29 protein-coding genes are annotated in these 25,996 nt (G+C 43.4%); 19 read left to right on the top strand and 10 right to left on the bottom strand.

Annotation, left to right across the window (positions count from 1 at the left end; all coding sequences use genetic code 11):
- Positions 1-3 precede the first annotated feature (3 nt).
- The 7 genes from AC04MM_RS07965 (at position 4) to AC04MM_RS07935 (ending at position 4,727) form a co-directional block, all read left to right on the top strand.
- Positions 4-762 carry a uracil phosphoribosyltransferase gene (locus tag AC04MM_RS07965; protein ID WP_475379814.1) on the top strand — a complete coding sequence of 253 codons (759 nt, stop codon included), beginning with the start codon at positions 4-6 and terminating at the stop codon, positions 760-762.
- A 19-nt stretch (positions 763-781) separates the two neighbouring features.
- A complete protein-coding gene (gene hpt, locus AC04MM_RS07960; protein ID WP_475379813.1) occupies positions 782-1,318 on the top strand; it encodes a hypoxanthine phosphoribosyltransferase in 537 nt (178 codons plus the stop codon).
- Between the two features lie 11 nt (positions 1,319-1,329).
- The gene (locus AC04MM_RS07955) at positions 1,330-1,557 is read left to right on the top strand and encodes a hypothetical protein (RefSeq protein ID WP_475379812.1); all 228 of its coding nucleotides are present in this window, start codon (positions 1,330-1,332) and stop codon (positions 1,555-1,557) included.
- An 82-nt stretch (positions 1,558-1,639) separates the two neighbouring features.
- Positions 1,640-2,434 carry a thymidylate synthase gene (locus AC04MM_RS07950; protein WP_475379811.1) on the top strand — a complete coding sequence of 265 codons (795 nt, stop codon included), beginning with the start codon at positions 1,640-1,642 and terminating at the stop codon, positions 2,432-2,434.
- Positions 2,435-2,456: 22 nt separating this feature from the next.
- The gene (locus AC04MM_RS07945) at positions 2,457-2,954 is read left to right on the top strand and encodes a dihydrofolate reductase (protein ID WP_475379810.1); all 498 of its coding nucleotides are present in this window, start codon (positions 2,457-2,459) and stop codon (positions 2,952-2,954) included.
- 76 nt (positions 2,955-3,030) lie between these two features.
- Positions 3,031-3,363, top strand: a complete 333-nt coding sequence (locus AC04MM_RS07940; RefSeq protein WP_475379809.1) for a PilZ domain-containing protein — start codon at positions 3,031-3,033, stop codon at positions 3,361-3,363.
- A gap of 86 nt (positions 3,364-3,449) precedes the next feature.
- Positions 3,450-4,727, top strand: a complete 1,278-nt coding sequence (locus tag AC04MM_RS07935; protein ID WP_475379808.1) for a M14 family metallopeptidase — start codon at positions 3,450-3,452, stop codon at positions 4,725-4,727.
- A gap of 57 nt (positions 4,728-4,784) precedes the next feature.
- Here the strand turns inward: AC04MM_RS07935 and AC04MM_RS07930 are convergent, their stop codons facing one another.
- A complete protein-coding gene (locus AC04MM_RS07930) occupies positions 4,785-5,945 on the bottom strand; it encodes a hypothetical protein (protein ID WP_475379807.1) in 1,161 nt (386 codons plus the stop codon).
- 196 nt (positions 5,946-6,141) lie between these two features.
- Between AC04MM_RS07930 and AC04MM_RS07925 the strand changes: the two genes are divergently transcribed.
- On the top strand, positions 6,142-6,603 hold the full coding sequence (locus AC04MM_RS07925; RefSeq protein ID WP_475379806.1) for a hypothetical protein: 462 nt from the start codon (positions 6,142-6,144) through the stop codon (positions 6,601-6,603).
- A 5-nt stretch (positions 6,604-6,608) separates the two neighbouring features.
- Here the strand turns inward: AC04MM_RS07925 and AC04MM_RS07920 are convergent, their stop codons facing one another.
- Positions 6,609-7,697 carry a transglycosylase SLT domain-containing protein gene (locus tag AC04MM_RS07920; protein ID WP_475379805.1) on the bottom strand — a complete coding sequence of 363 codons (1,089 nt, stop codon included), beginning with the start codon at positions 7,695-7,697 and terminating at the stop codon, positions 6,609-6,611.
- A 4-nt stretch (positions 7,698-7,701) separates the two neighbouring features.
- Positions 7,702-9,081 carry a D-alanyl-D-alanine carboxypeptidase/D-alanyl-D-alanine endopeptidase gene (dacB, locus tag AC04MM_RS07915; RefSeq protein ID WP_475379804.1) on the bottom strand — a complete coding sequence of 460 codons (1,380 nt, stop codon included), beginning with the start codon at positions 9,079-9,081 and terminating at the stop codon, positions 7,702-7,704.
- Between the two features lie 29 nt (positions 9,082-9,110).
- On the opposite strand from dacB, the gene AC04MM_RS07910 reads away from it, so the two are divergent.
- A complete protein-coding gene (locus tag AC04MM_RS07910; RefSeq protein ID WP_475379803.1) occupies positions 9,111-10,010 on the top strand; it encodes a signal peptidase II in 900 nt (299 codons plus the stop codon).
- Here the strand turns inward: AC04MM_RS07910 and AC04MM_RS07905 are convergent.
- The gene (locus AC04MM_RS07905) at positions 10,007-10,834 is read right to left on the bottom strand and encodes a 3'-5' exonuclease (RefSeq protein WP_475379802.1); all 828 of its coding nucleotides are present in this window, start codon (positions 10,832-10,834) and stop codon (positions 10,007-10,009) included. The genes AC04MM_RS07910 and AC04MM_RS07905 overlap by 4 nt on opposite strands.
- Positions 10,835-10,906: 72 nt before the next feature.
- Here AC04MM_RS07905 and AC04MM_RS07900 point away from each other — a divergent pair, with 72 nt between their 5' ends.
- Complete coding sequence (locus AC04MM_RS07900) at positions 10,907-11,659, top strand: TorF family putative porin (RefSeq protein ID WP_475379801.1); 753 nt, start codon at positions 10,907-10,909, stop codon at positions 11,657-11,659.
- A gap of 2 nt (positions 11,660-11,661) precedes the next feature.
- On the opposite strand, the gene AC04MM_RS07895 is transcribed toward AC04MM_RS07900, so the two are convergent.
- A complete protein-coding gene (locus AC04MM_RS07895) occupies positions 11,662-12,612 on the bottom strand; it encodes an OmpA/MotB family protein (protein ID WP_475379800.1) in 951 nt (316 codons plus the stop codon).
- 53 nt (positions 12,613-12,665) lie between these two features.
- Positions 12,666-13,535 carry a flagellar motor stator protein MotA gene (gene motA / locus AC04MM_RS07890; protein WP_475379799.1) on the bottom strand — a complete coding sequence of 290 codons (870 nt, stop codon included), beginning with the start codon at positions 13,533-13,535 and terminating at the stop codon, positions 12,666-12,668.
- A gap of 151 nt (positions 13,536-13,686) precedes the next feature.
- Here motA and AC04MM_RS07885 point away from each other — a divergent pair, with 151 nt between their 5' ends.
- The 7 genes from AC04MM_RS07885 (at position 13,687) to rfaE2 (ending at position 20,023) form a co-directional block, all read left to right on the top strand.
- On the top strand, positions 13,687-15,426 hold the full coding sequence (locus AC04MM_RS07885) for a protein-disulfide reductase DsbD family protein (RefSeq protein WP_475379798.1): 1,740 nt from the start codon (positions 13,687-13,689) through the stop codon (positions 15,424-15,426).
- 64 nt (positions 15,427-15,490) lie between these two features.
- On the top strand, positions 15,491-16,351 hold the full coding sequence (locus tag AC04MM_RS07880) for a pseudouridine synthase (RefSeq protein WP_475379797.1): 861 nt from the start codon (positions 15,491-15,493) through the stop codon (positions 16,349-16,351).
- Positions 16,352-16,480: 129 nt separating this feature from the next.
- A complete protein-coding gene (locus AC04MM_RS07875; RefSeq protein ID WP_475379796.1) occupies positions 16,481-16,909 on the top strand; it encodes a hypothetical protein in 429 nt (142 codons plus the stop codon).
- Between the two features lie 60 nt (positions 16,910-16,969).
- Positions 16,970-17,878, top strand: coding sequence for a 50S ribosomal protein L11 methyltransferase (locus AC04MM_RS07870; RefSeq protein WP_475379795.1), 909 nt, complete (start codon positions 16,970-16,972; stop codon positions 17,876-17,878).
- A gap of 5 nt (positions 17,879-17,883) precedes the next feature.
- On the top strand, positions 17,884-18,657 hold the full coding sequence (locus AC04MM_RS07865) for an RsmE family RNA methyltransferase (RefSeq protein ID WP_475379794.1): 774 nt from the start codon (positions 17,884-17,886) through the stop codon (positions 18,655-18,657).
- A 26-nt stretch (positions 18,658-18,683) separates the two neighbouring features.
- Positions 18,684-19,526 (top strand): hypothetical protein, encoded by an 843-nt coding sequence (locus AC04MM_RS07860; RefSeq protein WP_475379793.1) that lies wholly within the window; start codon positions 18,684-18,686, stop codon positions 19,524-19,526.
- Positions 19,527-19,531: 5 nt separating this feature from the next.
- A complete protein-coding gene (gene rfaE2, locus AC04MM_RS07855) occupies positions 19,532-20,023 on the top strand; it encodes a D-glycero-beta-D-manno-heptose 1-phosphate adenylyltransferase (RefSeq protein ID WP_475379792.1) in 492 nt (163 codons plus the stop codon).
- Between the two features lie 3 nt (positions 20,024-20,026).
- On the opposite strand, the gene AC04MM_RS07850 is transcribed toward rfaE2, so the two are convergent.
- Complete coding sequence (locus AC04MM_RS07850; protein ID WP_475379791.1) at positions 20,027-21,157, bottom strand: hypothetical protein; 1,131 nt, start codon at positions 21,155-21,157, stop codon at positions 20,027-20,029.
- 349 nt (positions 21,158-21,506) lie between these two features.
- On the opposite strand from AC04MM_RS07850, the gene AC04MM_RS07845 reads away from it, so the two are divergent.
- Positions 21,507-22,763 (top strand): right-handed parallel beta-helix repeat-containing protein, encoded by a 1,257-nt coding sequence (locus tag AC04MM_RS07845; RefSeq protein ID WP_475379790.1) that lies wholly within the window; start codon positions 21,507-21,509, stop codon positions 22,761-22,763.
- A gap of 14 nt (positions 22,764-22,777) precedes the next feature.
- Here AC04MM_RS07845 and AC04MM_RS07840 read toward each other — a convergent pair whose 3' ends face one another.
- Entirely contained in the window at positions 22,778-23,185 is a 408-nt protein-coding gene (locus AC04MM_RS07840) for an RrF2 family transcriptional regulator (RefSeq protein ID WP_475379789.1), read from the bottom strand.
- A gap of 177 nt (positions 23,186-23,362) precedes the next feature.
- Here AC04MM_RS07840 and AC04MM_RS07835 point away from each other — a divergent pair, with 177 nt between their 5' ends.
- The gene (locus AC04MM_RS07835) at positions 23,363-24,004 is read left to right on the top strand and encodes an NAD(P)H-dependent oxidoreductase (protein ID WP_475379788.1); all 642 of its coding nucleotides are present in this window, start codon (positions 23,363-23,365) and stop codon (positions 24,002-24,004) included.
- Between the two features lie 65 nt (positions 24,005-24,069).
- Here AC04MM_RS07835 and AC04MM_RS07830 read toward each other — a convergent pair whose 3' ends face one another.
- Together AC04MM_RS07830 and AC04MM_RS07825 are read right to left on the bottom strand one after the other, a co-directional pair.
- Positions 24,070-24,450: a YkgJ family cysteine cluster protein gene (locus tag AC04MM_RS07830; protein ID WP_475379787.1), complete on the bottom strand. Its 381-nt coding sequence runs from the start codon at positions 24,448-24,450 to the stop codon at positions 24,070-24,072.
- Between the two features lie 17 nt (positions 24,451-24,467).
- Positions 24,468-25,949 carry a GumC domain-containing protein gene (locus tag AC04MM_RS07825; protein WP_475379785.1) on the bottom strand — a complete coding sequence of 494 codons (1,482 nt, stop codon included), beginning with the start codon at positions 25,947-25,949 and terminating at the stop codon, positions 24,468-24,470.
- Positions 25,950-25,996: the final 47 nt, after the last annotated feature.

Genomic DNA, 25,996 nt, shown 5'->3' with positions numbered 1-25,996 from the left:
GGCATGCCTGAACATCACTATGGTCCGAATTTTCATTTAATCAATGATCCTTTTTTGCAAACGTTACTGACCGAACTTTGCCAGAGTAAAACCACCCAGCCGCAGATTAACCGACTTGTGCAACTGATCTACAACGGATTAATTGTACATACGGCTAATACGTTATTTCCCAAAGGTAAGACGGAAGTTAAAACCCGGATGGGCGAAAACCTGACTGCTGAAACTTTGGACCGCAGCACCAAAGCGGTGACGGTAAACTTAGCCCGGGCCGGAACCTTTCCCAGCCATATCTGCTATGAATATCTGCACTGGTTTCTAAATGCTGAAAATGTAAGACAGGATCATATTTTCGCCGCACGTAAAACCGACGCCAACGAACAAGTGACCGGAACAAACTTAGGTAGCTTTAAAATCGGCGGCAGCATCGAAAACAGTTATGTTTTGTTTCCCGATCCGATGGGTGCCACCGGCGGGACGATTCTATCGGCCATAGATTATTACCAAAGCCAAGTTCAGGGACCGGTCAAAAGTTATATCGCCCTGCACTTAATCGTAACCCCTGAGTATCTTAAAAAGATCCAGGCGATTAAAGCACCACTCAAGGTTTTTGCTCTGCGCGTAGACCGAGGCTTATCTCCGGCGCACGTCTTAAATTCTCCTTTAGGCCTTTACTGGGACCAAGAAAAAGGGTTGAATGACAAACAATACATCATTCCTGGGGCCGGTGGCCTTGGCGAATTGTTAAATAATTCTTTCGTGTAAAGGCTGATAAGGACATCATATGAACCCAAAGAATCTGAATCTTAAATCTTATATCTCTGAGGAAAAAATCCAGGAGAAAGTAAAACAAATTGGCGAACAGTTGACGGCGAAATTTAAGGGCCAAAAAGTTGTTGCGGTTTGTGTTTTAAAAGGTTCATTTCTTTTTTACTCTGATCTTATCCGCCAGATCAACACGGACATCACCTGCGAATTTTTCGGTGTCTCTAGTTACCATGGCGGCACCTCTTCTTCTGGCGAAGTGAAAGTCACTTTAGATTTAGCAAGCCCGGTTGAAGGGATGCACGTGATTTTAGTTGAGGACATCGTTGATACGGGCCTGACCATGAATTACTTAAAAGCTTCGATCGAATCGCGCAAACCGGCTTCGGTAACGACAGTAGCGTTACTGGAAAAACCGGAAGCTTTAAAAGTTCCGTGCAAAATTGATCACGTTGGTTTTCAAATCACTAACGAATTCGTGGTTGGTTACGGCTTAGACTACCAGGGTTACTACCGTAACTTACCTTACATCGCGCAAGTCCAAAACTTTCAATAGGAGTCTTTACGATGAAACTTATTCTATCAACTCTTGTTTTAGCGGTCTCATTGTCGGCCTACGCCACTGGCCCGGCCGTGGCGCAAAGCGCGGCCCCGGTACCGCCGCAGCCTAATCAAGAAGTTAAAGAAAAAGTTGAAGATATTAAAGGCAGTATTGCAAAGCCAACGACCGAACAGACAGCAGCGGTCAGCAAAGCGGCTTTACGAGCGAAAAAGCTTAAAAAGAAAGAAAAATAATTTTTCAATTAGCGCGTTGCAGTTTTCTCGACAGCAACGCTTCTTATCACGGATAATTTCTACTTAGAGAGAGGTTATCCCTATGAAACAATACCACGATCTTTTAAAACACGTTCTTAGCGAAGGCACCGTAAAATCAGACCGTACCGGCACCGGAACAATCAGTGTGTTCGGATATCAAATGCGTTTTGATCTGCAAAAAGGATTTCCTCTTTTAACAACCAAAAAATTACACACCCGTTCGATCTTTCATGAATTGTTATGGTTTTTAAAAGGCGAAACCAACATCGCTTACTTAAAAGAGAATAAAGTTTCGATCTGGGATGAATGGGCTGATGAAAACGGCAATCTGGGGCCGGTGTATGGCAAACAGTGGCGCTCATGGGAAGCTGCCGACGGCACCACCATCGATCAGATCAGCAACGTGATCAACGAAATTAAAAAAAATCCGGACTCACGCCGCTTATTAGTGGTGGCCTTTAACCCGTCTGATATCAACAAAATGGCGTTACCGCCATGCCATGCGTTCTTTCAGTTTTACGTGGCTGCTGGCAAACTTTCTTGCCAGCTTTACCAACGTAGTGCGGATATCTTTTTAGGCGTTCCGTTTAACATCGCCAGCTACGCCCTATTGGTTCACATGGTGGCGCAGGTCTGCGATCTAGAGGTGGGTGAATTTATTCATACCCTGGGTGATGCGCATATTTACTCAAATCACTTAGAACAAGTGAAACTGCAGCTGTCACGCGAGTGCCGCCCGCTGCCAAAATTAAAATTAAATCCTAATGTGAAAAATATTTTTGATTTTAAATACGAAGATATCGAAATCGTAGGATACGACCCACACCCTGCCATTAAGGGTGAGGTAGCGGTTTAATATAAATCCGAAGGATTTTAAAATGATTCTATCGCAAATCGTGGCCATCGGAGAAAACTTTGCCATCGGCAAAGATAATAAACTGCTGTGGCATTTTCCTGAAGATTTAAAATATTTCAAAACCCAGACATCAGGAAAAATCATGATCATGGGTCGTAAAACTTATGATTCTTTAGGTAAGCCTTTACCCAAGCGTTTTCACATTGTGATTTCGCGAAAACCGCAGACCAGCGAATTTGCAAACGTTCATTTTGTAACAACGATTGAAGAAGCGATTGCTTTTGCCAAAACTAAAATCGGCGAATACCCCGAAGAAGTTATGGTGGTCGGCGGGGCCGAGATCTACAAACAAACCCGCCGGCAGTGTGATCGGCTGTATGTCACCCGCATTCCGGGCCAGTATGAGGGTGATACCTTCTACCCCGCAGATTTTGCTGCGGGCTTTACATTGCAAAATCGCCAAATGTCTGAGGTCCACCCCGGACTCGCCTACGAAGTTTGGTCGAAAACGTCGAAATAATTGACAATTAAAACATAAAAAAAAATTCAATATTGCCAGCACAATTTCCGATCTAAAATAGTAATTGGAGCAGTATATGAATAGTCAAAATACACAACAGGTTGCACGCCGCTATGTTACACAGGAGTTAGCTCATATCGAGATCTACGGTAAATCAGGTCGCATCTTAACTAAGATGGGAAACCTATCCGCAAGTGGTGCTTTTTTTGAGGTATTAAGCCCGAACTTTTCGGTCAAAAAAGGCGATATTGCCCGCGTAACAGTTAATTTAAGAAGTTTAAACCGCATTCACGTTGTCGACTGTGAGGTCGTTTGGGCCAAAGGTCTAGGTGTCGGTGTACAGTTTCTTAAGCGTGAGGAGTTACAGGAAAAACTCACGAACATGCTTTTTTCAAATCAGTCTAACTAAAGTCTAGACACGCCCTTCTTTCGTGCTACCGTAATAGTTAATTCATGTAAACAAACACTAACTATTACACCCACGGAAGGGGCAATATGTCGGTCAAATTCAACTTTAAGAAGTCAGCTCTATTGGCTGCAGTGATCCTGATCGCTGTTTCTGTTGCGCAATTTGCGCAATCAACCTCAAACCAACGTTACTGGATGAAAATTCGCGCGAAAGATAAATTCGAGCGTTCGGTGATCGCCAACATCGTCGGAATCGAAAATTCATCAGACGATTATGTTGTCGCTTTCGGTAACGATGACGAATTAAAAAAAATCCAGAAACTTGGCTGGTTATTAGCCTACTCAAACTTAGCTGATGAAGCTGAATTTAACGGTAAAGATTTTCCGGCTAAAGATTCGGCCTTTCATAATTACGAAGAGTTAACTGCCGCATTAACGACCCTTGCGAGTGAAAATCCAACGCTGGTGAAAATGACATCTGCGGGTAAATCAACGGAAGGCCGCGATCTGTGGGCGATGCGCTTGGGATCTGACCAGGCACATGCTTCAGAAAAACCGGCGGTCATCTACATGGGTGGACACCACGCCCGCGAACACTTATCAGTCGAAATGGCTTTGATGCTTACCCAGTACCTGGTGAACCAGTACAAAGCCGGCAATCAACGTGTAGTAAATCTGATGGACTCACGCGATATTCACATTATTCCGGCGGTAAACCCTGATGGCAAAGCTTACGACATCCAGGATGGCAGCTACAAGATGTGGCGCAAAAGCCGTTCACGCAATGCTAACGGCACATTCGGTACAGATTTAAACCGAAACTACGGTTACAAATGGGGCACCGGCGGATCTTCAACCAATCCAAACTCTGACACCTACATGGGAACCAAACCGTTCTCTGAACCAGAAACTCTGGCGATTAAAAACTATGTTGAAGCGCACACCAATATTACCATTCTTTTATCGTTTCACACTTACTCGCAACTGATTCTTTATCCGTGGGGCCACAAGTACGACAGCATTGAAAACGGCAAAGATTTGCTCGTGCACGAAACAATGGCGCGCAAAATGGCCGAGTGGAACAAGTATACGCCGCAACAGAGCTCTGATCTTTATATCACCAGCGGTGATACAACAGATTGGTCTTACGGCGAACACAAAATTTTCTCTTTTACGTTTGAGCTAGACCCATCACAAGCTTCAGGCGGTTTTGGTGGTGGCGGATTTTATCCAGGTGCTGCTGTGATCCAGCCGGTATTTAATAAAAATATCGAACCGTGTTTATACCTGCTTGAATATGCCGACAACCCGTACCGCACCATCAATGTGAGCATCGGGCCGATCAACCCAAACCCGACGCCATAATTTTAAGATCTGACGGCAGGACGCCGTCAGAAGCTAGCCACGGATGGTAGCTTCGCACTACATATTCGCCATCATGGTCTCTACGAAATTCTTTGCCGAATTAAAGTAGAGACCGATGCCGAATAAAATCAATGACGCCGCAAACTTCGTAAAAAACGGCACGTTACTTCCCAGATACGCTTTCTGAAAAACCAGCCATAATTTTTTACCCGCAGATTTTTTACGGCGCTCTTCTACGGTCAGCACCGTCGATGCCTGAAAGGCAAAAATCGCAAGCGATACCCAGATCAGGATAAACTCCAGCGGCCATGCGATAAACACATAACCTACGCAGAACTGAATATACTTTAAAATATTTAATGGATTTGATAATAGATTTTTCGTCTCTGTCCATAAGATCGTTGAAGCCAACTCGCGTTTAACTTCTTTGATTTTTTCCTGATCACCGATCATCTGCAGCTGTTTTAAATAGATTTTTTGCAGCGTTTGTTTGGCGCCATCATCAATACTTGTCAGTAAACTGGCGTTGTACAATATATCGATCTGCTTTGAAGTTAACTTATTTAACATCACGCCGCCGTGAAGTGCGGCGCGTGCGATTTTAGCCGCGTACAATTTAGTGTTGCCACCCCACTTAGATGATTTTTTTAATGACTCCAAATGGCGGGCCGTCATATCCATCGGGTACTCAAGCTCATGCAGATAATAACTGGTTAAAAACAAATCGGTACGTTTTTTATCATTGGCCGAAGCATAAAATAAACTGATGCCCTGACCCATCAACATGTCATGCAGTTTATCAAAGTGATCAGCATCAACGGTCAGACTCACTTCGTTGGCTTTTTTAATTGCCTGGCTCAGAGCATAGAATTCAAACTGCATTTGTTTTCTTAATTTATAATTAATCGGCAGGTTAAATGCAGAGTTCAGCCGGTTAACAAAATCCAAAACTTTTTGCGTTAAGACATCAAAATGAAAACCGGCTAATTCTGCTTCTGTCAGCAGCTGAAAATTTTGCTTTTTTTCGATTTTTAAAAACAGATAATCCATCGCAACTTGCGAATTTTTTAGCCCGTCTTTTTCAAAGGTCTGAAACGCCTCAGACGAAGTTTTTGCCAACAGGTTCTGAACCGTTTTATCCACCTTCGCTTCCGCTGATGTGAACATTAAAAAGATAATGGTAAATAGCCCGATTAAAGATCTGCTCTGTGTTTTCATGAGGCTTGTATTACTTAACTTTTAAGCAAAACTGAACTGAAAACTCATATATTCGATCTGATGTAGAAATATAACAATGCGGCTGACAATTCTCGGCTGCTGTCAAAGCCCCTAAACGTCTATAATCACTTATAAGCACTTTACGCAATCCCGCGACTGTTCCAGCATGGAACACTTTATGCTAAAAGACTAAAGCATGTTGAACGTAAAAAAGAACGCCAAAGTCAAAAGCCTAATGACCGCCCTGTTTTTAACTGCCTTTATGCTGTTAACTACCGGCTTTACTTCTGCGACCAGCAGACTTGAAAAGTGCTTAGATGACCAACCTAATGAGATTCAGGCCTGTTTAGGTAAAACCCAAAAGCATATTACCTTAAGCACCTGCTTTAACCAGGTGAATACCGTCAAATCAAACTATCTTAAAGAAAATATCCGCTCTTACTGCTTTTACCATATTTCGGAGTTTCCGAATTTAAAAACCTGCGTAGCTAAAGCCCGCCAGTTCACCGACATTGAAAACCATGATGCAGCTTTATTTAACTGTTACTCGCAGTTTGAACCGAGCATAAAAAAAGCGACCTGCGAAACTATGGCAAAAATGTTTCGAATCCCAGAAAAAGGCCGCTACTTAAAATCAAATTGCGGAAATTTAAATTAATAGAATTACAGACCGGCAGTCTTAAAGTACTTGGTCTTTGCCTTGCTTGGTAAAACCAAAGGAACCCCTGAAGGAATCACTTTAGTTTTCTTTAAGAGTGCCATATTCAGGTGCGGATTGAACTTTCTTAATTTATCTAGGCTGCCACCGAAATGTTTTAACGCCACTTTTTTCGGTACCGCTTTTGCGGTAATCACGCGGTTCATCGGCAGAGGTTTGGCTTTTAACAGCTCGTCACCGAATAATGATTTCGCCTCACGCTCAACTTCTAACATCGCCAAAAAACAAGCGTAGAAGTTCTCTGAAGCAAATCCCCAGCTTCTGGTTCTATCAGCAGACTCGATCAGATCCGGCAGATAATTTGAATTACTTTTGCGAACCATTTTTTTAATTCCGCCCAAACCGTGATTGTAAGCCGAAACGGCTAACGGCCATTTCTTTAAGGCACGGTAGTTGTCGGCCAGCATATCCGCCGCTAATGTTGTGGCGTAGTACGGATGATTTCTCTTATCGTAGAAGTTTTTAATATATCCTTCAGGGCGGGCCACAAACGGCATGATCTGCCAAAGGCCGCTGGCGCCGACTTTCGATTGCGCATTCACGTTAAATGAGCTTTCGACAAAAGGCAGGCGCGATAATTCGATTGGTAAATTCTTTTTCCGAAAAACTTCTTCCATCATCGGAAGATACTGACCCGACAAGAATAAAGCTTTTTGCGTGCGCTCTTTCAGACCTGTCTGTAAACGGATACGTTTTAAGTTTTTAATTTTCCATTTAGCCGCCAGGCGGATACGCTCGTACTCGATCAGATTATTGATTTTCTTTTTTTTCTCGGCAGAGGATAAACTTTTGTTGTTTTTGATGTGTTCCCAGCTGACTTGGCCGAACACATACTCCGGAAAATCAGGATCATGAAACAGGCCTTCATTTTCTGAAACCTCGGAGTAGATTTTTTTCCAGAAGTCGACGCGGCCACGCATATCGGCATTAACTTTAAATACAGAGTTTTTCGGTAGCGTTGATTTCCACTCGGTCACTAAGGCGTGACTTTGCAGGCTTATAAGTAATGCGGTAGCTAGAAATAAAAATCTCACCTACTTATTTTAAAAGGGAAATCAGGATTTGATCAAAAGCTTCACGCACTTTTGCTTCATCTTGTGGACCATTGTACAGAAACGCATAGCGGTATATATCGCCGTTCTTTTGTCCAGCGTAGCCTGCCAGAGTAACAACGCCGTCCAGATACCCGGTTTTAGCGCGCACAAAACCCGCAGCTGGCGTGTTTTTCATGCGTTTTTTAAGTGTTCCGTCGATCGCAGCAATCGGCAGCGATTCAAGCAGGGTCGGAAAATAACGAAAATCATTTTGCATTACCTTTAACACTTCATTCATACCGTGCGCCGACAAACGGTTATCGCGTGTAAGCCCCGACGGGTTATATAGAACTACATCTTTCTTATCCAAACCCAACTCTTTCAGATCTTTCTGGATAACTTTTACACCGGTGGCCAGGGTGGCCGGCACTTCGCCTGAAAGTGCAGCGAGATTTTTTGTTAACATCTCGGCCACGTAATTGTTGGAAAATTTGTTCATGTCGGCAAGGATCAGCGAGAGACTTTTACTTTCGAAAGTCACAAGTTTTTCGGCATTTGACGGCGTCTTTCCGTGCCTGATTTTACCTTTGACGTCGATATTTCGCTGTAACAAAAAAGCCCGCAGATTTGCACCGGCCCATTTTTCCGGTTCGGCCACGTTTTTATAATAAGCTTTTTCGGCACCGCCTTTTAGAACATCACCGGTTACCGTGATGGTGCGAGCTGATTGGTCGATATCAATAATGAGTTCACGCGACAATTTTTTTGCTTTTGTCGTCGTCCGGTTTACCAGTGCAAAATAGCCGTTATCAGGATCAACGACCACCTGAGCTTTCTCGTTTTCTTTCTCACCAGGTTTTACAAAAACATTGACTGAATTCCAGTTAAAACTCATTGCCCCGACCGGCGCATCGTACGAACGGTCTACGCGTGCAGCTTCGCGCGAACTGTCAAAACGCACATCATCAAAGTAGTAATCATCGACAACGATATCGCCCAAGATCACCCCGATTTTCTGGCGGGTGAATTCGTTCACCAGATACCACATATTTTCAGAGACAAAACTTGGATCACCGCCACCTTTTAAGTACAGATTTTTACCGTCATAATACAGCTCGGTTTTAAATTTCTGGGTAAGGTCGATATTTTTTAATACCGAATACGTGGTTAACAATTTGGAAATCGATGCTGGTATTAATAATTTTTTCGCATTCGTTTCCAGAACAGTCTCGTCTTTAAGCGCAACTTCCAGACTGACATGCTCGGGATTGATTTTATTTTTCACCAGAATTTCATTTACGCGAGATTGCAGGCTTTGGCCTTCGGCCGCGATACCCGCTAGACATAGGTTGAGTAAAATTAATAATCGCAATATGTAGTTCATTTTATCAACTGTATCGGCAAAATAAGGATATGAAAACTATAGATTGGCTTTTTGTCGTTGCAACACTACTTTTAGCAGTGATTGCCGACCAGGCTACGAAAAATTGGGCTTGGGATATGCAAGAACACTGGGTCGGACCAATTCATTTTGTTCTTGTAAACAATGACGGTGCGATGCTTGGCTTATTTTCTAAATTACCTGCATTTCTGCGCATTGTAACTTTATCGACAAGCGGATTTTTTATTTTATGCCTGTACGCTTTTTTACAGTTTATGGTGCCCGTGAAGGTGATGCGCCTGCGTATCGGTTTATCGCTTTTAGTCGGCGGTATTTTAGGAAACGTTCTTGACCGTACCTACTACGGCTTTGTCGTCGACTTTATCAGCTTGCAGTACAAAAGCTTCCACACCCCGATCTGGAATGTGGCAGATATGATTCAATGGGTGGGTTATTCTTTACTGATCTATTCACTGTTTAAAGACGGTAAAGAACTGTGGCCAGATGAAGACTCAAGAAATAAATTCTGGATCAATAAAAAATTTCAGCTTAAGTACGCCGCGATCTTTATTTCTACCGGCGTACTGGTTTCGCTGGTGTGCATGGTGTTTTCCTACACTTATTTTCAGATCGCACTTAAGGAGTTAGGCGTTTATGAATCTCATACCGAATACACCAAAGCCTTTCTGATTTCGTTTGGCATTCTGGTGCTGGCCTTTTCGGTGGCTTTATTTGGTGTGGCAAAATTTATTTCTCACCGCATCGCCGGGCCGGTATATGCCTTTGAGCGTTTTTTAAGTGCTGCCATTGACGGTAAAGGTTTAGACGAAGAGAAAAAAGCTTTGCAGCTGCGTGCCGGCGATGATTTTAAGCACCTGGAAGAACTCGCGGAAAAAATCAAAGCCCGCATGATCGAAATTCACAAAGACTAAACCAGCTCTATATCGACAATCTTATTTAAGTAAAATCGTTTGCGCTGGTTATCCAGGCCGCATTCGGCGTGCACATAATCGCCGTCCGGGTTTCTGACGATACCCTTCGGCGTGATCGGGCGCAGTTTGTTTTTGCTCTGCCCGCCTTCGTAAACAATCTGAATGGTTTTCTGTTTTTGAATGGCCTCGACCAGTGATTTAATCTGCTCGCTCGGTTTAGAAAACAAAGTGTAATCCAGCCACGCCAGTTTTTTTACCTGCACCGCTTTTAGTTTTTCCAAAGACGGCACTTCCAGCTTTTCTGCGGCTTTCATAAAGACCTGCAGACACGCGTAGGCGTCATCATAAGCACGGTGAGCATCCCCGCCAACCAGGTTGAGCTCACTCACCAGGGTCTGTAATTTGTGATTGGTCGTGTGCAAAAGGGCACGCGAAATCAGACTTGAACAAAAATGCATGTTGGCCGGAAACGCAAGGCCCGCTTTTTCAAACTCCGGTGCGATAAAGCCCAGATCAAACGGGGCATGATGGGCAATTAAAATCGAATCTTTGATAAATTCATGAAATAAACCGATCTGGTCTTTCATTAACGGCGCAGCAGCCACCATTTCATTGGTGATGCCGTGGATATTGATGTTCTCCTGAGTCATCGGCTTAGACGGCTTTAACAGCGTCTGGAACTGGCCGATCACTTTACCCTGGTACCACTTAACCGCGCCTAACTCGACAATTTCAGATTCTAAAGGGTAAGGACCACTGGTTTCAGTGTCAAAGGCAACAATCGGATATTCTGTCCACAGGGAAAGATCGTTAAAAAGACTCATAAGCTCCAACTTTGGTATGTAATATTGTAGCTTTGATTGCTTATTTTTCCAATAGTTCTGACAATTAAATCTATGACGTTTGTGCGCCATTGGGCATCACTGTTTTTTGTTTTATCGCTGACCACTCAGATTGTAATGGCGGCTCCTGCGTACTCTGCCCAACCGGGCGACAAAGATAAAAAATCCGACAAAGACTCCGGTGGTGCCAAACCCAATTATGATGTCTCCGGTTATGCCCGCCTAACTTCAAACTTTCTCGACCGCGGTCTTTCTTACAGCAATGGCGGTTTTGCCATGAATGCGGCATTTTTAGTTAACCTGGGCAGTCAGTTCAAATTCGGCTTCTGGGGTTCTAATATTTCTAAACTCGGTAACGACGACGACAATCTGTGGATAAAATATATTGCCGAAGTTTATGTTGATTTTCAGTCGAACTCGAAATTTATTTTCTACGTGCATGACGATCACTATTATAAAACCCAGGCATTAAATGGCATCCGCTACGGATTTAAACTGGATTACGGGCGCTTTACTGGACTTTTGGAGTGGCAAAACAACTTTGAGGGCACCGGTTCTTCTTCTTATTACACGCGGCTAAAATTCAATAAGAAATACACTGAACGGACCGGTCTGGAATTGGGCGCCGGTTACACTATGGAGTATTCGCAGCGTTACAGCAATTATATCGACGTATTCGGTACCGGTTATTTTATGGCATTTCCGAACGGAAAACTTGAAGCCGGCATGACTTTGCCGAGCAATACTTCGCAGTTCGGCAACCGTTCGCGCTTAGGCTATTTTATCGGCTTACAATTGAATTACTAGGCTTAGTCGTTAATGCTGCTGCCAGGATTAAATTCCTGATCAAGCTTCATCACTTCGATATCCACCGGATTGATTAAATTAGGATCTAACCCTTGCGCAGGTTTAGCTTTTTGTTTTTCCTGCGGCACCAGATCTAACTTACTCTGTGGCTTTGATTCAAAAATGGCTTCTAGTTTACGGCGTTTTTTACCTTCAACTTCTTTTTGGCGGATACTTATGCGGATAAAACCCATCAAACGCTCTGGATCGTAATCGCCTTTTTTATCTTTAATATTTGTCGCACCGACAACTGTGTTGGTGTTCGAATCAAACGACGCATTCACTTTGTTCGTGATTAAAGATAAACGCTCTAACGCCACCTTATCAGCAGTTTTGGCCGTTTGATCCTGAACCAGCTGGATAAATAATGCCGAAGTAATTTTGATTTCAGCATCTTTAAGACCTGAAGTTACCGTCGTTAGTTTATCCATCACATCTACGAAGCCGACTTTTGGCTGCGAAGTACCGCGCTCGAATAAAAATGTATCCGGAATATCAAAATCAAAACCGTCCTGCGAAATCTCCACGTTCTTCGCAACATCAGTCATTTTATCAGCCATATATGCCGCCACAACTTTTTCTGAACCCATATCTAAAACATTCGGGCTCTTTGTTGCCGGCTCCATAAAACTTTGCATAGCTTTTAATGGTTCATTCACGAAATCCAAAAATAATTTTTCAAGTGTGATTTCTGCGCCGAAATTCTGAAAGTTGTATTCGATCACCGATGGTGTCGAGAAATAATCAGAAATGGCTTTTTTAGTCTGGTCAGACTGGCTCATTAACCACATAACCAGGAAGAACGCCATCATCGCTGTCATGAAATCGGCCAAGGCAACCTTCCACGATCCGCCGTGGTGACCGCCGCCTTGAACGATAATCTTTTTAATAACGATCTGTTGCTTCTTAGCCATTCTGTTTCCTTAGTCCAGCGCAGTCGGGCTGCGCATCCTCGCCATCCGGCGACTTAAGCCGCAGCTTTTTTAATATCTTTTGTCGCTTTATCTAACTCATCAAATGTTGGGCGCTCTTCCGGCATGATCGTACGGCGGGCGTACTCAACACACACTAACGGAGGCGAACCACGTTGAAGTGCAACGACTGCTGCTTTAATACAGTTTAAAAATCTTCCTTCAGCCTCAATGTCGGCAGCCATTTTAGTTGCTGTCGGACCGATAAGACCGTAAGCACCAAATACCCCTAACATCGTTCCGACCAGGGCGCCGGCAACTAACTGGCCGATCTTTTCATTACCTTCAGTTAAATGGGCCATCGTTTTCACGATACCAAGTACTGCGGCAACGATACCTAATCCAGGGAAGCCATCGGCAACCATCTGCACCGCATGTTGTGCTAAGTGCTCTTCGGCGTGAATGGCTTTCATGTCATTATCCATTAATTCATCGATGTCGTACTGTGATAAGTCTGTAGATAAAATCACTTTCATCGTGTCACATAAAAAGTGAACCGCGTGGTGATTTTTCATAACAGTTGGGTATGCTTTAAAGATATCACTTTGATCCGGCTGCTCGATGTGTTTTTCGACCCCTTGCGGACCTTCTTTACGAAACACCTGGAATAACTGAAAAAGCATTTGTAATAGATCTAAGTAATCTTTTTTCTGCGGACCTTTAGCAGTCATCGCATGAATACCTAATTTAAAACCCGCTTTAATAACCTTCATCGGGTTAGCAATGATGTAGGCTCCCAGAGCGGCGCCACCGATAATCATCATTTCAATTGGCGCAGAACTTATGATAACTCCGAAGCTACCACCAGCAAGGGCAAATCCACCGAATACCATGGCAAAAACGATAATTATACCTACAAATCCCATTGAGACCTCTTTTTCTACAATCGATTCATCGGAGTACTTCTGTCCAAAGTTAATGCAGTTATGTTGAATCTAGAAGAAGGTCTAGGTTTTTACGATGTCTTTGCCAGCGAATGGTGGTAAATTAACATGCATAACCTTCCGAGACGTAAATATGACCAAGATCCTGAGTAATTTTTGTTTAGTTCTTCTTTTTATCTGCGAAGCCATGGCTCAGACCACTGGTGAAGCGCAGTTTCATGTCGTGACTCAACCGCTAACGCTGCAGGAAGGCCAGATTAAATCAGCCCGTATTTCGATCAGTATGCCAAAGGGCTTTCACGCCTACCTGGATCAGTTTAAGATTTCTAATATAAACCCGAATAAGTTTCAGGTCGGCCAGTTAAAAGTAAATCCCGAGATCGAGTTCTACGACAAGTTTTCGAAAAAAAACCGCAAAGGTTTACATGAATCCGGCGAAATCGAAGTGCAAATCGAAGCGCCGGAAAAAATCAGCAGCAACATGGAGACACTTAAGTTCGATCTAAAATATCAGATCTGCAGCGAACAGGTTTGTTTTTTACCAAAAACCCAGACCATCGCAATCGATGTGAACTTCGCGCAGATGAAAGCAGATGAAAAACCAGAGATGTCGCTGTTTTCTGCGGGCACCATCGAAAACCAGTTAGCAAAAAACTTTTATCTGACTTTTCTTCTGGTTTTTTTAGCCGGAATTCTAACCAGCTTTACGCCGTGTATTTTTCCGATGATCCCGATCACCCTATCGATCTTAGGCCATGATTCACATAACAAATCGCGCGTACAAAATATCTTACGCTCGGTGTTTTATGTTTTAGGTATCGCGGTCACCTACTCTTCGTTAGGGGTGGTTGCCGCTTTAACCGGCGCTATCTTTGGTCAGGCGCTGCAGAACAAATGGGTCTTATCATCACTGGTCGGCTTGTTTGTTTTAATGGCCATCAGCATGTGGGGCGCTTTTGAGTTACAGGTGCCGGCCTTTATCAGAAACCGTTTCGGCACCGGCAAAAGCCAGGGTTATACCGGCGCGTTTTTTATGGGCATGGTGGCCGGTATTGTTGCCAGCCCTTGTGTCGGTCCGGTGTTAGTTTCGATTTTAAGTTTTGTCTCAACTACGCAGAACGCCGTTCTTGGTTTTAGTTTATTGTTTACTTACGCTCTTGGTTTAGGCTTAATTTTCATCGCCATCGGTGCTTCAAGCAATATCCTAAAAAAACTTCCGCGCTCGGGCCCGTGGATGGAATTTATAAAATTCACCTTAGGCCTGTTGATGATCGGTGTGGCGTTATACTATTTAAAATTCATTATCCCGATGGAGTACTGGATTATTGTTTTAGGATTAACTTTAATGGCGATTTCAGTCTGGCAGGGAGCGTTTCACTTTCAACGCAAGCACCCGTACCGCCAGGGCTTATTTATTTTAGTGTTTGTGGCTTCCATGACGTTAACCCTGATAGCGTTCTTTCAGCGTGATCAGGTGCGCCCGATTTTTACCAACCAGGTTGACGGCCAGGTCGGCGAAAAACTGATTAAGTGGATCCCCTACTCTGAAGCCGTGATCGCCCAGGCAAAGGCCGATGGAGTGCCTGTGATCCTGGATTTCTTTGCCGAATGGTGTGCGGCCTGCCACGAGCTAGAGGAAAAAACTTACACGCACCCTGAATTTGTCGAGCTGTCGAAGCAGTTTAAACTGGTTAAAATCGATGCCACCGAAGACCTGCCTGAGGTTAAACAAATTCTTGAAAAGTATAAAATCAAAGGCTTGCCAACGGTCATTTTTATCAATAAAAAAGGGGACATTCTTTCAGAGTTAACCTTTACCCAATTTCTCGATTGGAAAGACCTAAAGCCTAAAGTGCTTAAAGCTCTTGAATAGAATATTTCGCCAACCGGCGATTTATAACTGGCCCGTCGGGAGACGCGCAGAAAAGAGTATCACTATGTCCGAAAAAAATCTTATCCGATTAAATAAACTATTGGCTGAACGTGGCTTAGCTTCACGTCGTGGCGCTGACAAACTGATCGCTGACGGTCTGGTGACCGTTAACGGTAAAAAAGTCTACGAGCTGGGTGTTAAAGTCGATGAAGTTAACGACAAAGTTGTCGTTGATGGAAAACCTTTACGTAACAAAAACCAGATGTTCTACATCATGTTCAACAAACCAAAAGCGGTGATCACGTCAATGACAGATCCTTTAGACCGCCCGACCGTTGCTGACTATGTCGCTGAAGTTCCGGGCCGAGTATTTCCGATCGGCCGTCTTGACTGGGATTCAGAGGGTTTACTGCTAATGACAAATGACGGTGATTTTGCCAACTCGGTGATGCATCCAAAAACAGAAGTTACCAAAACTTACCACGTAAAAGTAAACGGCCAACCGGCAAAAGAAAAAATCGATAAACTTTTAAAAGGTGTAACGATTCCTGATGGCCGGGTGCGCGCTAAACACATCGAAAAATTAAAAATGAACAAGTCGAATTCAACAAAGACTTCAGAAAAATACGATTGGTATAAAATCGTGATTACTGAAGGCAAGAACCACCAGGTTCGTGAAATGTTCAAAAAAATCGGTTTTGATGTGATGAAACTTCAACGTGTGGCCATCGGTAAATTACGCCTGGGCGCACTTGAAACCGGCGACTACGTTTATATTAATGAAGCGGCCAAAGCCCGTATCTTTATGCCGGATCTACCGACTGAAACGCATGGCCGCCGAGATATGCGCACGTCTTCGAAGAAAAAAGATATTGTATCTGGAAACCGTAAAAGCTTTCAGAAAAAACTTAATTCTCTGAAGTAACCGCAAAAAATTTTAGCGTAAATCAAACTCCTTAAACTAATTTCGATGGTTGATAAAGATTCATGATCTGGACGTTTATCAACCTAAAGTCCTGCACAGTTTTGAGCCGGTCAAACCGATACAGTCAGTATGGGTAAGGTACATTTTTTAAAAATATTTGCTGCTTTATATATCGTATTCGGCGTGCTGTTCTCTAACGCCCTGGCTGCTGAAAATATCGAAGTCGTCGAAGTGAGACGCAATATTCAGCTGGCAGATACTGACCCGGTTTATAAAGACTTTTACCTTAACGCTTCTGAAAAATCCGGTTTAAAAAAGAACCTGGTTGTCAAAGCCACCCGTAAAATCACCATTAAAAACCAAGGCGCCAAAGTCATCGGCACTTTTAAAACGACCGTGGGCTTATTGAAAATTATTCAGGTTGATGGTGGTGTAGCTGTAGCCCGTTTAGTAGAGCTCACCCCTCGTGACGAGCACCCTATGCTCGAGCAAACCGGAATCATGATCGGTGATCAGATCGACATGGACGGAAGCTACATCGATAACAAGAAAAAATAGTGCCTTTTGCCTCTGACCGTGGCAGATTAACCTCCTGCTGAAAGCAGGGAAAATAATATCATGTCAGAGACAGCTCAATACTACCGTATCCGCCTAACTAATATTCCGCGCACGCAAGAAGATGAACTATCTGTCATTGCCTTTGGCCATGGAGCCTTAGGTGTCTCTGAGGCATTGAGTTTTACCCAACCCGACTTAACCTACGACCCATCGTTGATTCCAAAACGTTTTTTGGATGTCGATGTGTTTTTTGAAAACAAACCTCAACAGCAATTTTTCGATAGCATCAAAGAATTAAATCCGCTGATCCAGACTCAAACAATCACCGAAGACCAGAAAGACTGGCTCGAAGAATGGAAAAAAGGTTTTGTACCATTTAAACTAGTGGGTAACGTTTGGGTTGTACCTTCGTGGCTAGAAAAACCGCCTGAGGCTCAGTTCCAGGTGCGCATCGATCCGGGCATGGCCTTCGGTACCGGCACGCACGCTACCACTAAAATGGCTTCGTACTTTGTGCACAAACTGGCGCAGGAAAATACCGACAAAGTAAAAGACTGGACCGTACTTGATGTCGGTACCGGAACAGCTATTTTAGCCGTATTAGCCGAGCGCGTAGGTTATGGCATGATCACCGGCATTGAGATTGATCCTGAAGCACGCCGTAAAGCCCGCGAAAATTTAATCTTAAATGAAACCAAAGACTGCGTCGTCACCGACCAGCTACTAGAAGAAGTGCGCGAGCAGTTTGATGTGGTGATCGCTAATATCATCGATGGCGTGCTGATCAAATTGCGCAAAGACTTAATTCGCGTAGTAAAACCCGGCGGCTACCTGTTCTTAACCGGTGTTTTACAAGAGCGTGATAATTTATTTTTTGAAAAATTCATTGAAGCCTCTCCAGAACTGAAGGTAATCAAACGTATTCAAAAAGATGAATGGGTTGGTTACTGGGTACAAAGAACAAACTAATCCCCATGCGTAGATATTGGATTGAAAAAAGCCAGATATTTAACAACCAGGTCACCTTTCGCGGCGACCAACACCATCATATTTTCGATGTTTGCCGCCAGGAAGTGGGTCACCACTTTGAAGTGATCACCGAAGATTCAAAGGCGTACCTCGTCGAAGTTAAAGCCGTGACCAAAAAAGATGCCTTGGCCGAAATTATCGAAGAGCGCGTGATCGCCTCCCTGCCTAAACCGCATATTCATTTAGCGCTGTCGATTCCGCGCTATAACGTGATGGATTCAACCATCGAACGCGCCACCGAGATGGGGGTAAGCTCGATTTTACCGTTTGTATCTACCTACAGTTTTATCCGAAAAGAAAAAGAGTTACCGGCCGGTAAACAAGAACGTTGGCAAAAGATTGTGGTCTCTGCCACCCAGCAGTGTGGCCGTGGTGAATTAATGAAAATTCACCAGGTGACAAACTGGCAAAATATGCTGCAAATAATTAACCCTAATGCTCAAAATTGGTGTCTTTTTGCATATGAGGGGCAGTCAATTAAACCTATTGCTGATGAAATAAAATCACTTAGGGAACAATATCTGTCACCTGGCGTTCCAAACCCCGAAAATATCTGGATCATTGTGGGGTCAGAAGGTGGTTTTTCGTCAATGGAGGCCGAACAAATGCACAAACTAGGCCTTCATCCAGTGACCCTGGGATCACAAATTTTACGAGTTGAAACGGCTTGCCTGACCTTAGTCGCTGTCCTAAAGTATGAGTTCGGGCTGATGAAATAATCGTCTACCTGACACGGAGAAAACTTATGTCAAAGAAGACAGATATCATGAACGATCCATTTGATGAATTCGAGTTTAAGCCACTTACTTCGGGCTTAGGTTTTCATAAAGAATCAACTTCGGCAAAAGCTGCACCTCTGGCGGTATCTCCTAAGGTTGAATTTAAAAGTTCACACTTAACATTTGATACCCCAACAACTTCGACCTCAACAACAGCTGCGACTCCGGCTGGTTTTAACTTAAATTCTCCACTTCCAAGAGCCGCGGCACCTGCAGCAACCCCGGCTAGCAATACACAGCGTAAAGCGATGATCAATGTGCCAACGATCGAAGATGATTCGATCTCAAAAGCACAGACTGCGGTAAACGAAATTTTAAAAAATTTAAACCAAAAAAAACAACAAGAAGAGGCTTTAGCCCGCAACTCGCGCCGTCCTGAGTGGATCGCCGCTGTTCCTTCGGTTTCAGCCGGCTTCTTGGATACCATGTTAATTGCGGCGTTTTTCTTGTTAAGTTTAATTGCGATGCTGGCGATTACAAAAATCGACTTATTGGCCAATATCTCTAATCCAGATCCACAGTACTTAATCTACTGGGCAACGTTAAGCTTGCTTGGCAGTATTCAGATTATTTACTTTGTGGCCTGCCGTGCGTTCTTAGGCTGCACGCCGGGCGAATGGGCGTTTGATCAACGTTGCGGTAATGAATTACAGCAGGCTTCGTCAACGTACGTTCTACGAGTGGCTGCCCGTTCGATCATTAACGTGGCTACGGGTTTTGTGTTAATGACTTTAATCTCGATGATCTTACGCTTTGATGTGTTAGCTGCTGTGACCGGCACACAAATCCAAAGACAGAAAAATTCTTAAGCCTTATGTCTCTGCCGAGTACGTCCGCTCTACCTAAAGTTTTATCAGGAAATGATCTTGAAAAAGCCATCGCGGACTTTAAAAAATCCGGTAAAAAAATCGTCTTCACCAATGGTTGTTTCGATTTACTGCATATCGGCCATGTTCGCTATTTAGAACAAGCTAAAAGCTTAGGTGATATTCTGATTGTCGGCATCAACACCGATGCTTCTGTGCGCGAACTAAAGGGGCCTACCCGCCCGATTCAAAATGAAAATGACAGAGCCGAGATCTTAGCATCCTTAAAATCTGTGGATCACACAGTTTTATTCGGCGAACAAACACCGATTAACCTGATCAAATCAGTTAAGCCAGACATCTTGGTTAAAGGTGGAGACTGGAAGAAAGAACAGATCGTCGGTTGGGATTTCGTCGAAAGCTACGGCGGCGAAGTTAAATCGCTTCAGTTTGTCGACGGTAAATCGACCACCAATATCATCGCTAAATCTAAAACCTAGGTTCTAGTTAGCAGCAACGGCCGTGCTTGTATCCTGGATATCTGAGATTAGGTTTTTTAACAGCTCTAATGAAGCTGTTAACTCGTTATCCTGTGAAGCGGCCATGGCCTGAGTGATAACCGGCAGTAAACTTAAGTAGTTTTGTAAGCTAAAACCAGAAAAAGTCGTTTCACGGCGACCGCGGCTATCAACTAGCTGTGATACTGTACCGTTTTTGATGCTGTTGATACCGGCTTCGATTACACGTAAAGCCTTCATCACAACTACTTTATCGCCGGAGCGGATAACCGAACCAAGAACCGAGATCTGTGCTGATTGGTTGTAGCTTAATAACGCCTCTTCGATATAAACCTGGTAAGCCTGTTTAGCAGCCGGTTGGTATTGCGCCATCATGCTGAAGCTTTCAATCGCCGGAGTTAAACGTAAAGCGTATAAGGCGTGACCGATTAAAGCGTCGTTTTCTGATTCTAACAGCTCAGATTGTAACTGGTAAAAATCAGCTGCGTTCACTTCGTCTTTTTTATACGAAGAAACAACCGCCATCATCGCTTCACGTGATGGGTTAGTCATAAATTCAGTTCTGATTTGCTCTAATGTCTTTTTAACTTTTTTAGTTTGTTCATTAGGAGCCTGGGTAACTTCTTGGTTAGCCTGCTGTACCGTTGAAACCGCATAGCCAGAATTATTGTAATTTTTTGTCTCAGCCTGAGTCTCATTGTTAGCTGCTTGCGCAGTTTTTGCCGTTACCTGCGCCTGCACCGGTTTAGCAAAATCACCTTTAGGCATTTTTTTAGCTTGCGCTTGAGCCGCTGCTTTTTTAGCTGCGTCAGCTTTTTTAGCATCAGTTTTTTTGATTTCTTTTTTAAGACCTAAAGCTTCAGAAACTTTACGAACAGCTTTAGCCACTAAGCCCTCTTCTGGTTTAATCACCGTACGCTCGATTTCACGACCGTTTAAAGAGTAAGTTACGATTTCTTCAGTAGCCTTACCCATTTTATAATCGATCAAGTTTTCTACGACTTGGGTTGATTTCGAGATAAGTTGAAAGTTTGTAATGAAAGAGGCCACTCCAATACAGCAAACCAGTAAACCTGCTAAAACCAGCTTTTCTTGTTTTGTGAATGATTGAGTCATAATTGCCTCCTCGTTATACCAGATAACAGAGCAGCAATTACGCCAAGTTGGCACGCTGTAGGCCTCTACAATGGCTTATAAGCATGTCATTCTGGGATGAATGCAGAAAACGACATTTTTGGCTGTCACAGTTGTATAGCGGGCTGACAGTTGTCTCGGAGTGAGACGGCAATGCCCAATTCGTATAGAAATAGTATTCAGGATTTCCTCTTTCTGCCGATCAAGAAGGATGCAAATAAAACTGAAATCCTTTTTCTCAAAAATGCTTTCTGTCTTGTTATTAATTCTAACTTTTGTACTTTTTCAAAATTTTGCAGTCGCGCCCGATTCAGGTGTTGAATCGCCAATTGTGGCTACCAGCTTTCAGCCTCGCTATCCAAACAATTTAATCTATCCAGAAATGTTACCAACTAAGCCCGTTGGTAATGGCCTAGCTGATGATACAGCTGCTTTACAATTCGCTATCAACTATGCCCAAGCTCGCACTCCGGCCACTTTAGTTTTAAATCGTAATTACAGAATTTCGCGCTTATTAATTGTTAATGGCGCTAAGGATTTAGATATTGGTGGCGCAGGCACTATTCGCAATTCTGGGGCTATCAACGCCAACGGGACTGTTAGAGCAAGTGGCTCAGGAATTTTCATTATCAGAAACGGCAGCGAAAGAGTTCGTATCGCAAATTTACGCTTGACTGGTAGCTGGTCAGCAGCACAAGTTTCAACTGGCAGCGCTGACGGCCCAGGAATTATCTTAGGTAACTTCCCAAACACTGGTATGAAGACAAACAAAGTTATTGTGATCGAAAACAATATTTTAGAAAACTTCAACTACTCAGGTATTATGTTGCAAGGACAAACAACAGAACTTAATCCTAAGCTAGCCAATGAGTATGTGTTGATACGAAATAATAAGATTTCAAATAGCTCTAATGGTGTGTTTGTCTATAAAAACTCTAAAGGTATTACTGTCAGGAACAATCATGTCAGCAACATGGCCTATGATGGATTAGGTTTTGATACCGCAGCAGCTACGACTTCGGGTGTACCAGACAATATTCAAAGTATTTCAATCACTGATATTGACGTGAGTGGAAATTTATTAGAAAAAATTGGAACCAGACATTCTTCTATTGGTATTGTACTCAAAGGCTTAGTGACCAATGCCGTGGTTACAAAAAATATTATCCGTAAAGTTAAAGCTCCTTTAAATGCTTATGGCATGTCCGTAGCCTATGGAATTTCAATCGGAAAGGATGCCCATGGCATCAGTGGTTCAAATATCACTGTCAGCGCAAATGAGATCAGCAACATCGAATCTCTCATGACCAGAAATGCCTTAGTCATTGGCGGATTTCAAGACGTAATCGTACAAGGGAACAAGCTTAAAGATGTTGCTGACGGTTACTGTATGCGTTTTATCTATGCTACAAATTTAAAGTTCTACGGCAACGATCTTCAAAACTGCGAAGTTTCAGCAGCAAATAATGCATCGATCATTATCGTACAACGTAACGCTGATCAACCAGCCTTAGAATATTGGTCAAATAAATATAACGGCAATGCGTTAGCTGCGAATCAGAAGATCGATTTCAGAATTATTCCTTAGAATATAAATATGAATTAAATTTTAGCTAAAATATCTGAGAGCTTGATTTTGCTCAAGTAAGCCATCGAGCTCGATTCCATACCGTCAGCCACACCTTCGATGATTTCTTTCATCGAACACGAGACTTTGCAGGCTTTGATCGGCTCTGATTCCCGGCAGTTGATCAGCGACTTATCGGTAGAGGCTTTGTAGATATCTTTGAGAGTGATTTCTTTCGGTAACTTAGCGATACGCACGCCGCCCGCTTTACCTTTGAACGAATCAACAAGTCCTGCTTCGACAAGTTTTCCGAGCAATCGGCGCACGACCGTTGGGTTAGCGCGGATGTAGCCGGCCAGTAATTCCGATGTTTGCAGTTCATCGTTATGAACAGCTAACAAAGTCATAATGTGTACCGAAGCGGCAAAACGTTGATCTAACATAATTAGCATCTTAACCCAAAACCCAAAAAGAAACAATAATAAGCACATTTAACGCAGTTTAAGACGTTTTTACAGGCACTTGGCCTAATTGTAACTTTTATTGTTGCATTTAATGCCGATCACGTTCATATTGTAACCATAACAGTTACAATTAAACCTTTTTATAGGAGTTAAATAATGAATAACCAACAAATCCAAGAAGCCTTAGAGTGGAGATACGCAACCAAAAAATTCGATCCAACGAAAAAAATTTCTCCACAGGACTGGCAAACGCTGACCGAATCTTTAGCCCTCGCCCCTTCCTCTTACGGTCTGCAACCCTGGAAATTTTTGGTGATCGAAAACCCCACAGTCCGAGAAAAACTAAAACCGGTTTCGTGGGGACAAACACAGGTCACAGACGCCAGCCACTACGTGGTATTTCTGGCGCGTGAAAACGTCGATGAAAAGTTTATTACCGATTACATCAAACGTGTGGCCGAAGTGCGTAGTGCTCCGCTAGAAGCGCTTGATGGTTATAAAAATATGATGATTGAAAATATCGCCAAAGCCCCGGCTGAAAAAATCAGCCACTGGGCTAAACGCCAAACATACATTGCTTTAGGATTCATCCTGGAAACTGCGGCATTGTTAAAGGTCGACGCCACACCGATGGAAGGTTTTGATCCTGAAGCCTACGATAAAATCTTAGGTCTTGAGGGTACGGGCTGGAAATCGGTTGTGTCGGTGGCTTTAGGTTACCGCCACGCTGAAGACAGCATGCAGGCGATGAAGAAAGTGCGCTTTGAGCACAACGCCCTGATCGAATACGTAAAATAGTTATTTCCCCACGCGCGTTTTGATTGGCGTCAGACGCGCGTGCACCTTTTTTTACTTCTTCACGATTATTTTTTTTCCGCCGGACAAAATCCCACACGCGTTCCCTGCTTAGCGGGAAAATTGCGGCAGGTTTCCGGGCGCTTATCATAGACAGTGCAGAATCTGGTTTTTGAATCCATAAAAATACATTCGCTGTTGGCTTTTTGCTGCAGCATGAAGAACTCAGTGCCTTCGCGGTAACTCATGATAATGCCTTCTTTTTTAAGGCGCTTGGCGGTTTTTTTGATGGAGTTAGTGACCTCGTCGATATCGGTTACACCTAATCTGATTAAGTCGTCGACTTTAACTTCGACCGGCATACAGCAGCAGTTAGCACGGCAACTGGTGCAGAAACTTGCATCGTATTTTTTCCAGGTGGACGGTCGGTCCTTATCGACATAGGCCATAGTTTATTTTATACGGCCTACCCGTTTTGGTCTTTTGATTTAAAATTAAAACCCAATTTTTTGGTCTGGCCGTTTTCATGGTCCTGCTCTTCAAGTGAAGAGTGACGAAGTCTGAAACGGATTTTTGAATTTTCGATGATTACTCGCGGATCTAACGAATGGCTATCTAAGACCACCACATTGCGGGTCGATTCGGCCGTTACGATATTTGAGTTCCAGATCGCGCGTAAGTAAATGATTAAACTTCCCAGAACCTGCGACATGAGCACAGCTAAGAATAAAATAATTGATAACGACACTGCAGGGGCCACTTTATCAATGCGGGCGCGCTCCAACATTTCATACTTGTTGGCTGCAGCCAGTTTTAACGCTTCGACTTTAGCCAGATCTTCGGTTAACCCCTTAAAGCGGGTCATCTGAAGGTCGGCGCGCTTTCTTAATTCATCGTACATCTGTGCAGCATACGGCATACCTTTAGCTTCTGAGGAAGTACGGTCAAACGCTGCCTGTAGGTTACCTAGCTTTGCACGCAGTTGTTCGTTTTCTAACTGCAAAGCTTGAATACGGCCGCTATTACCGTACAACTGACTTTCACGGCGGCCTTGACTGCCAGCACTTAACGTCTGGATGAGTTTGTTGTTTTCAGCAAGCTTTAACAGCACTGCATTTTTTTCGATTTTCAGCGTTGATAAGTACTCACCGATTTTATCCATTGAAGTTAACGACATTAAATTCTCAGGTTTGTCGTTAAACTTCGCCATCTTGGTATTGAGCTCTAATAATTCGCTATCGACGGTGGCCTTTTCTTTATTCAAATACTCATTGATCGTCTGGATTTCTAAGGCTTCTTTTTGTTTCAACGTCTGTAACGCAATCGCCGAAGTCAGGTTCGCCACATAAAGAGCCAACTCACGCTGGTCATCAGTCGCAGCGATTTCGATCTCGTAGTCGTTTTTAATTTTATAAGAAAGCATACGATCAAGTTTTTGGTAGGCCTTTAACTTTTCGTCCTCACTAAGGCCTGTTTTATTGCCCATGACCTGGGTAAAAAATAAATTCTGGCCAGATTTTTCTGACAGGGTCAGCTGACCATTGGCGCTGGTCGTGTTGGCCGCATCTAAAACTTTTTGCAGGAACTCTGTAGTTTTAAAATATTCCAGAGTTTTTTGTGCAGCAGAGTTTGATTTTTTAGCTTCGTTGGTTTTGGCATTGCCGGCTAATGCCAGCGAAAACGATTGCAGCTGCGAGTTCTGATTATCATTGATGATAATTGAAGTTTTAGCGACATAAGGGTTTTTCCATTTGTGAAACGACAACCCGATCGCGGAGATGGCAACCAACAGCACCAGAAATAATGGCCAATTGCGAAGTGCAATGGTCGTGATCTCGCTTAAACTCAGCTCGCGGTGTAATTCCTGCGAACGGTTTTCGATTTCGATATGAGGATGAACTAAACCCTCGGGATTGGTATTACCGGTATTTTGATTGTCTGTTGCCATAGGGCTACGGTTTTACACCAACCGCCGGGGAAAAGAAAATTTCTGCG

Source organism: Bdellovibrio sp. SBM16, assembly GCF_056175625.1.
This window is presented reverse-complemented; position numbering and strand designations above follow the sequence as displayed.

What these genes read in the sequence shown, in the direction of transcription:
- AC04MM_RS07965 (WP_475379814.1), top strand. Translation starts at nt 4, where the DNA reads ATGCCTGAACATCACTATGGTCCGAATTTTCATTTAATCAATGATCCT.
- hpt (WP_475379813.1), top strand. Translation starts at nt 782, where the DNA reads ATGAACCCAAAGAATCTGAATCTTAAATCTTATATCTCTGAGGAAAAA.
- AC04MM_RS07955 (WP_475379812.1), top strand. Translation starts at nt 1,330, where the DNA reads ATGAAACTTATTCTATCAACTCTTGTTTTAGCGGTCTCATTGTCGGCC.
- AC04MM_RS07950 (WP_475379811.1), top strand. Translation starts at nt 1,640, where the DNA reads ATGAAACAATACCACGATCTTTTAAAACACGTTCTTAGCGAAGGCACC.
- AC04MM_RS07945 (WP_475379810.1), top strand. Translation starts at nt 2,457, where the DNA reads ATGATTCTATCGCAAATCGTGGCCATCGGAGAAAACTTTGCCATCGGC.
- AC04MM_RS07940 (WP_475379809.1), top strand. Translation starts at nt 3,031, where the DNA reads ATGAATAGTCAAAATACACAACAGGTTGCACGCCGCTATGTTACACAG.
- AC04MM_RS07935 (WP_475379808.1), top strand. Translation starts at nt 3,450, where the DNA reads ATGTCGGTCAAATTCAACTTTAAGAAGTCAGCTCTATTGGCTGCAGTG.
- AC04MM_RS07930 (WP_475379807.1), bottom strand. Translation starts at nt 5,945, where the DNA reads ATGAAAACACAGAGCAGATCTTTAATCGGGCTATTTACCATTATCTTT.
- AC04MM_RS07925 (WP_475379806.1), top strand. Translation starts at nt 6,142, where the DNA reads ATGTTGAACGTAAAAAAGAACGCCAAAGTCAAAAGCCTAATGACCGCC.
- dacB (WP_475379804.1), bottom strand. Translation starts at nt 9,081, where the DNA reads ATGAACTACATATTGCGATTATTAATTTTACTCAACCTATGTCTAGCG.
- AC04MM_RS07910 (WP_475379803.1), top strand. Translation starts at nt 9,111, where the DNA reads ATGAAAACTATAGATTGGCTTTTTGTCGTTGCAACACTACTTTTAGCA.
- AC04MM_RS07905 (WP_475379802.1), bottom strand. Translation starts at nt 10,834, where the DNA reads ATGAGTCTTTTTAACGATCTTTCCCTGTGGACAGAATATCCGATTGTT.
- AC04MM_RS07900 (WP_475379801.1), top strand. Translation starts at nt 10,907, where the DNA reads ATGACGTTTGTGCGCCATTGGGCATCACTGTTTTTTGTTTTATCGCTG.
- AC04MM_RS07895 (WP_475379800.1), bottom strand. Translation starts at nt 12,612, where the DNA reads ATGGCTAAGAAGCAACAGATCGTTATTAAAAAGATTATCGTTCAAGGC.
- motA (WP_475379799.1), bottom strand. Translation starts at nt 13,535, where the DNA reads ATGGGATTTGTAGGTATAATTATCGTTTTTGCCATGGTATTCGGTGGA.
- AC04MM_RS07885 (WP_475379798.1), top strand. Translation starts at nt 13,687, where the DNA reads ATGACCAAGATCCTGAGTAATTTTTGTTTAGTTCTTCTTTTTATCTGC.
- AC04MM_RS07880 (WP_475379797.1), top strand. Translation starts at nt 15,491, where the DNA reads ATGTCCGAAAAAAATCTTATCCGATTAAATAAACTATTGGCTGAACGT.
- AC04MM_RS07875 (WP_475379796.1), top strand. Translation starts at nt 16,481, where the DNA reads ATGGGTAAGGTACATTTTTTAAAAATATTTGCTGCTTTATATATCGTA.
- AC04MM_RS07870 (WP_475379795.1), top strand. Translation starts at nt 16,970, where the DNA reads ATGTCAGAGACAGCTCAATACTACCGTATCCGCCTAACTAATATTCCG.
- AC04MM_RS07865 (WP_475379794.1), top strand. Translation starts at nt 17,884, where the DNA reads ATGCGTAGATATTGGATTGAAAAAAGCCAGATATTTAACAACCAGGTC.
- AC04MM_RS07860 (WP_475379793.1), top strand. Translation starts at nt 18,684, where the DNA reads ATGTCAAAGAAGACAGATATCATGAACGATCCATTTGATGAATTCGAG.
- rfaE2 (WP_475379792.1), top strand. Translation starts at nt 19,532, where the DNA reads ATGTCTCTGCCGAGTACGTCCGCTCTACCTAAAGTTTTATCAGGAAAT.
- AC04MM_RS07850 (WP_475379791.1), bottom strand. Translation starts at nt 21,157, where the DNA reads ATGACTCAATCATTCACAAAACAAGAAAAGCTGGTTTTAGCAGGTTTA.
- AC04MM_RS07840 (WP_475379789.1), bottom strand. Translation starts at nt 23,185, where the DNA reads ATGTTAGATCAACGTTTTGCCGCTTCGGTACACATTATGACTTTGTTA.
- AC04MM_RS07835 (WP_475379788.1), top strand. Translation starts at nt 23,363, where the DNA reads ATGAATAACCAACAAATCCAAGAAGCCTTAGAGTGGAGATACGCAACC.
- AC04MM_RS07830 (WP_475379787.1), bottom strand. Translation starts at nt 24,450, where the DNA reads ATGGCCTATGTCGATAAGGACCGACCGTCCACCTGGAAAAAATACGAT.
- AC04MM_RS07825 (WP_475379785.1), bottom strand. Translation starts at nt 25,949, where the DNA reads ATGGCAACAGACAATCAAAATACCGGTAATACCAATCCCGAGGGTTTA.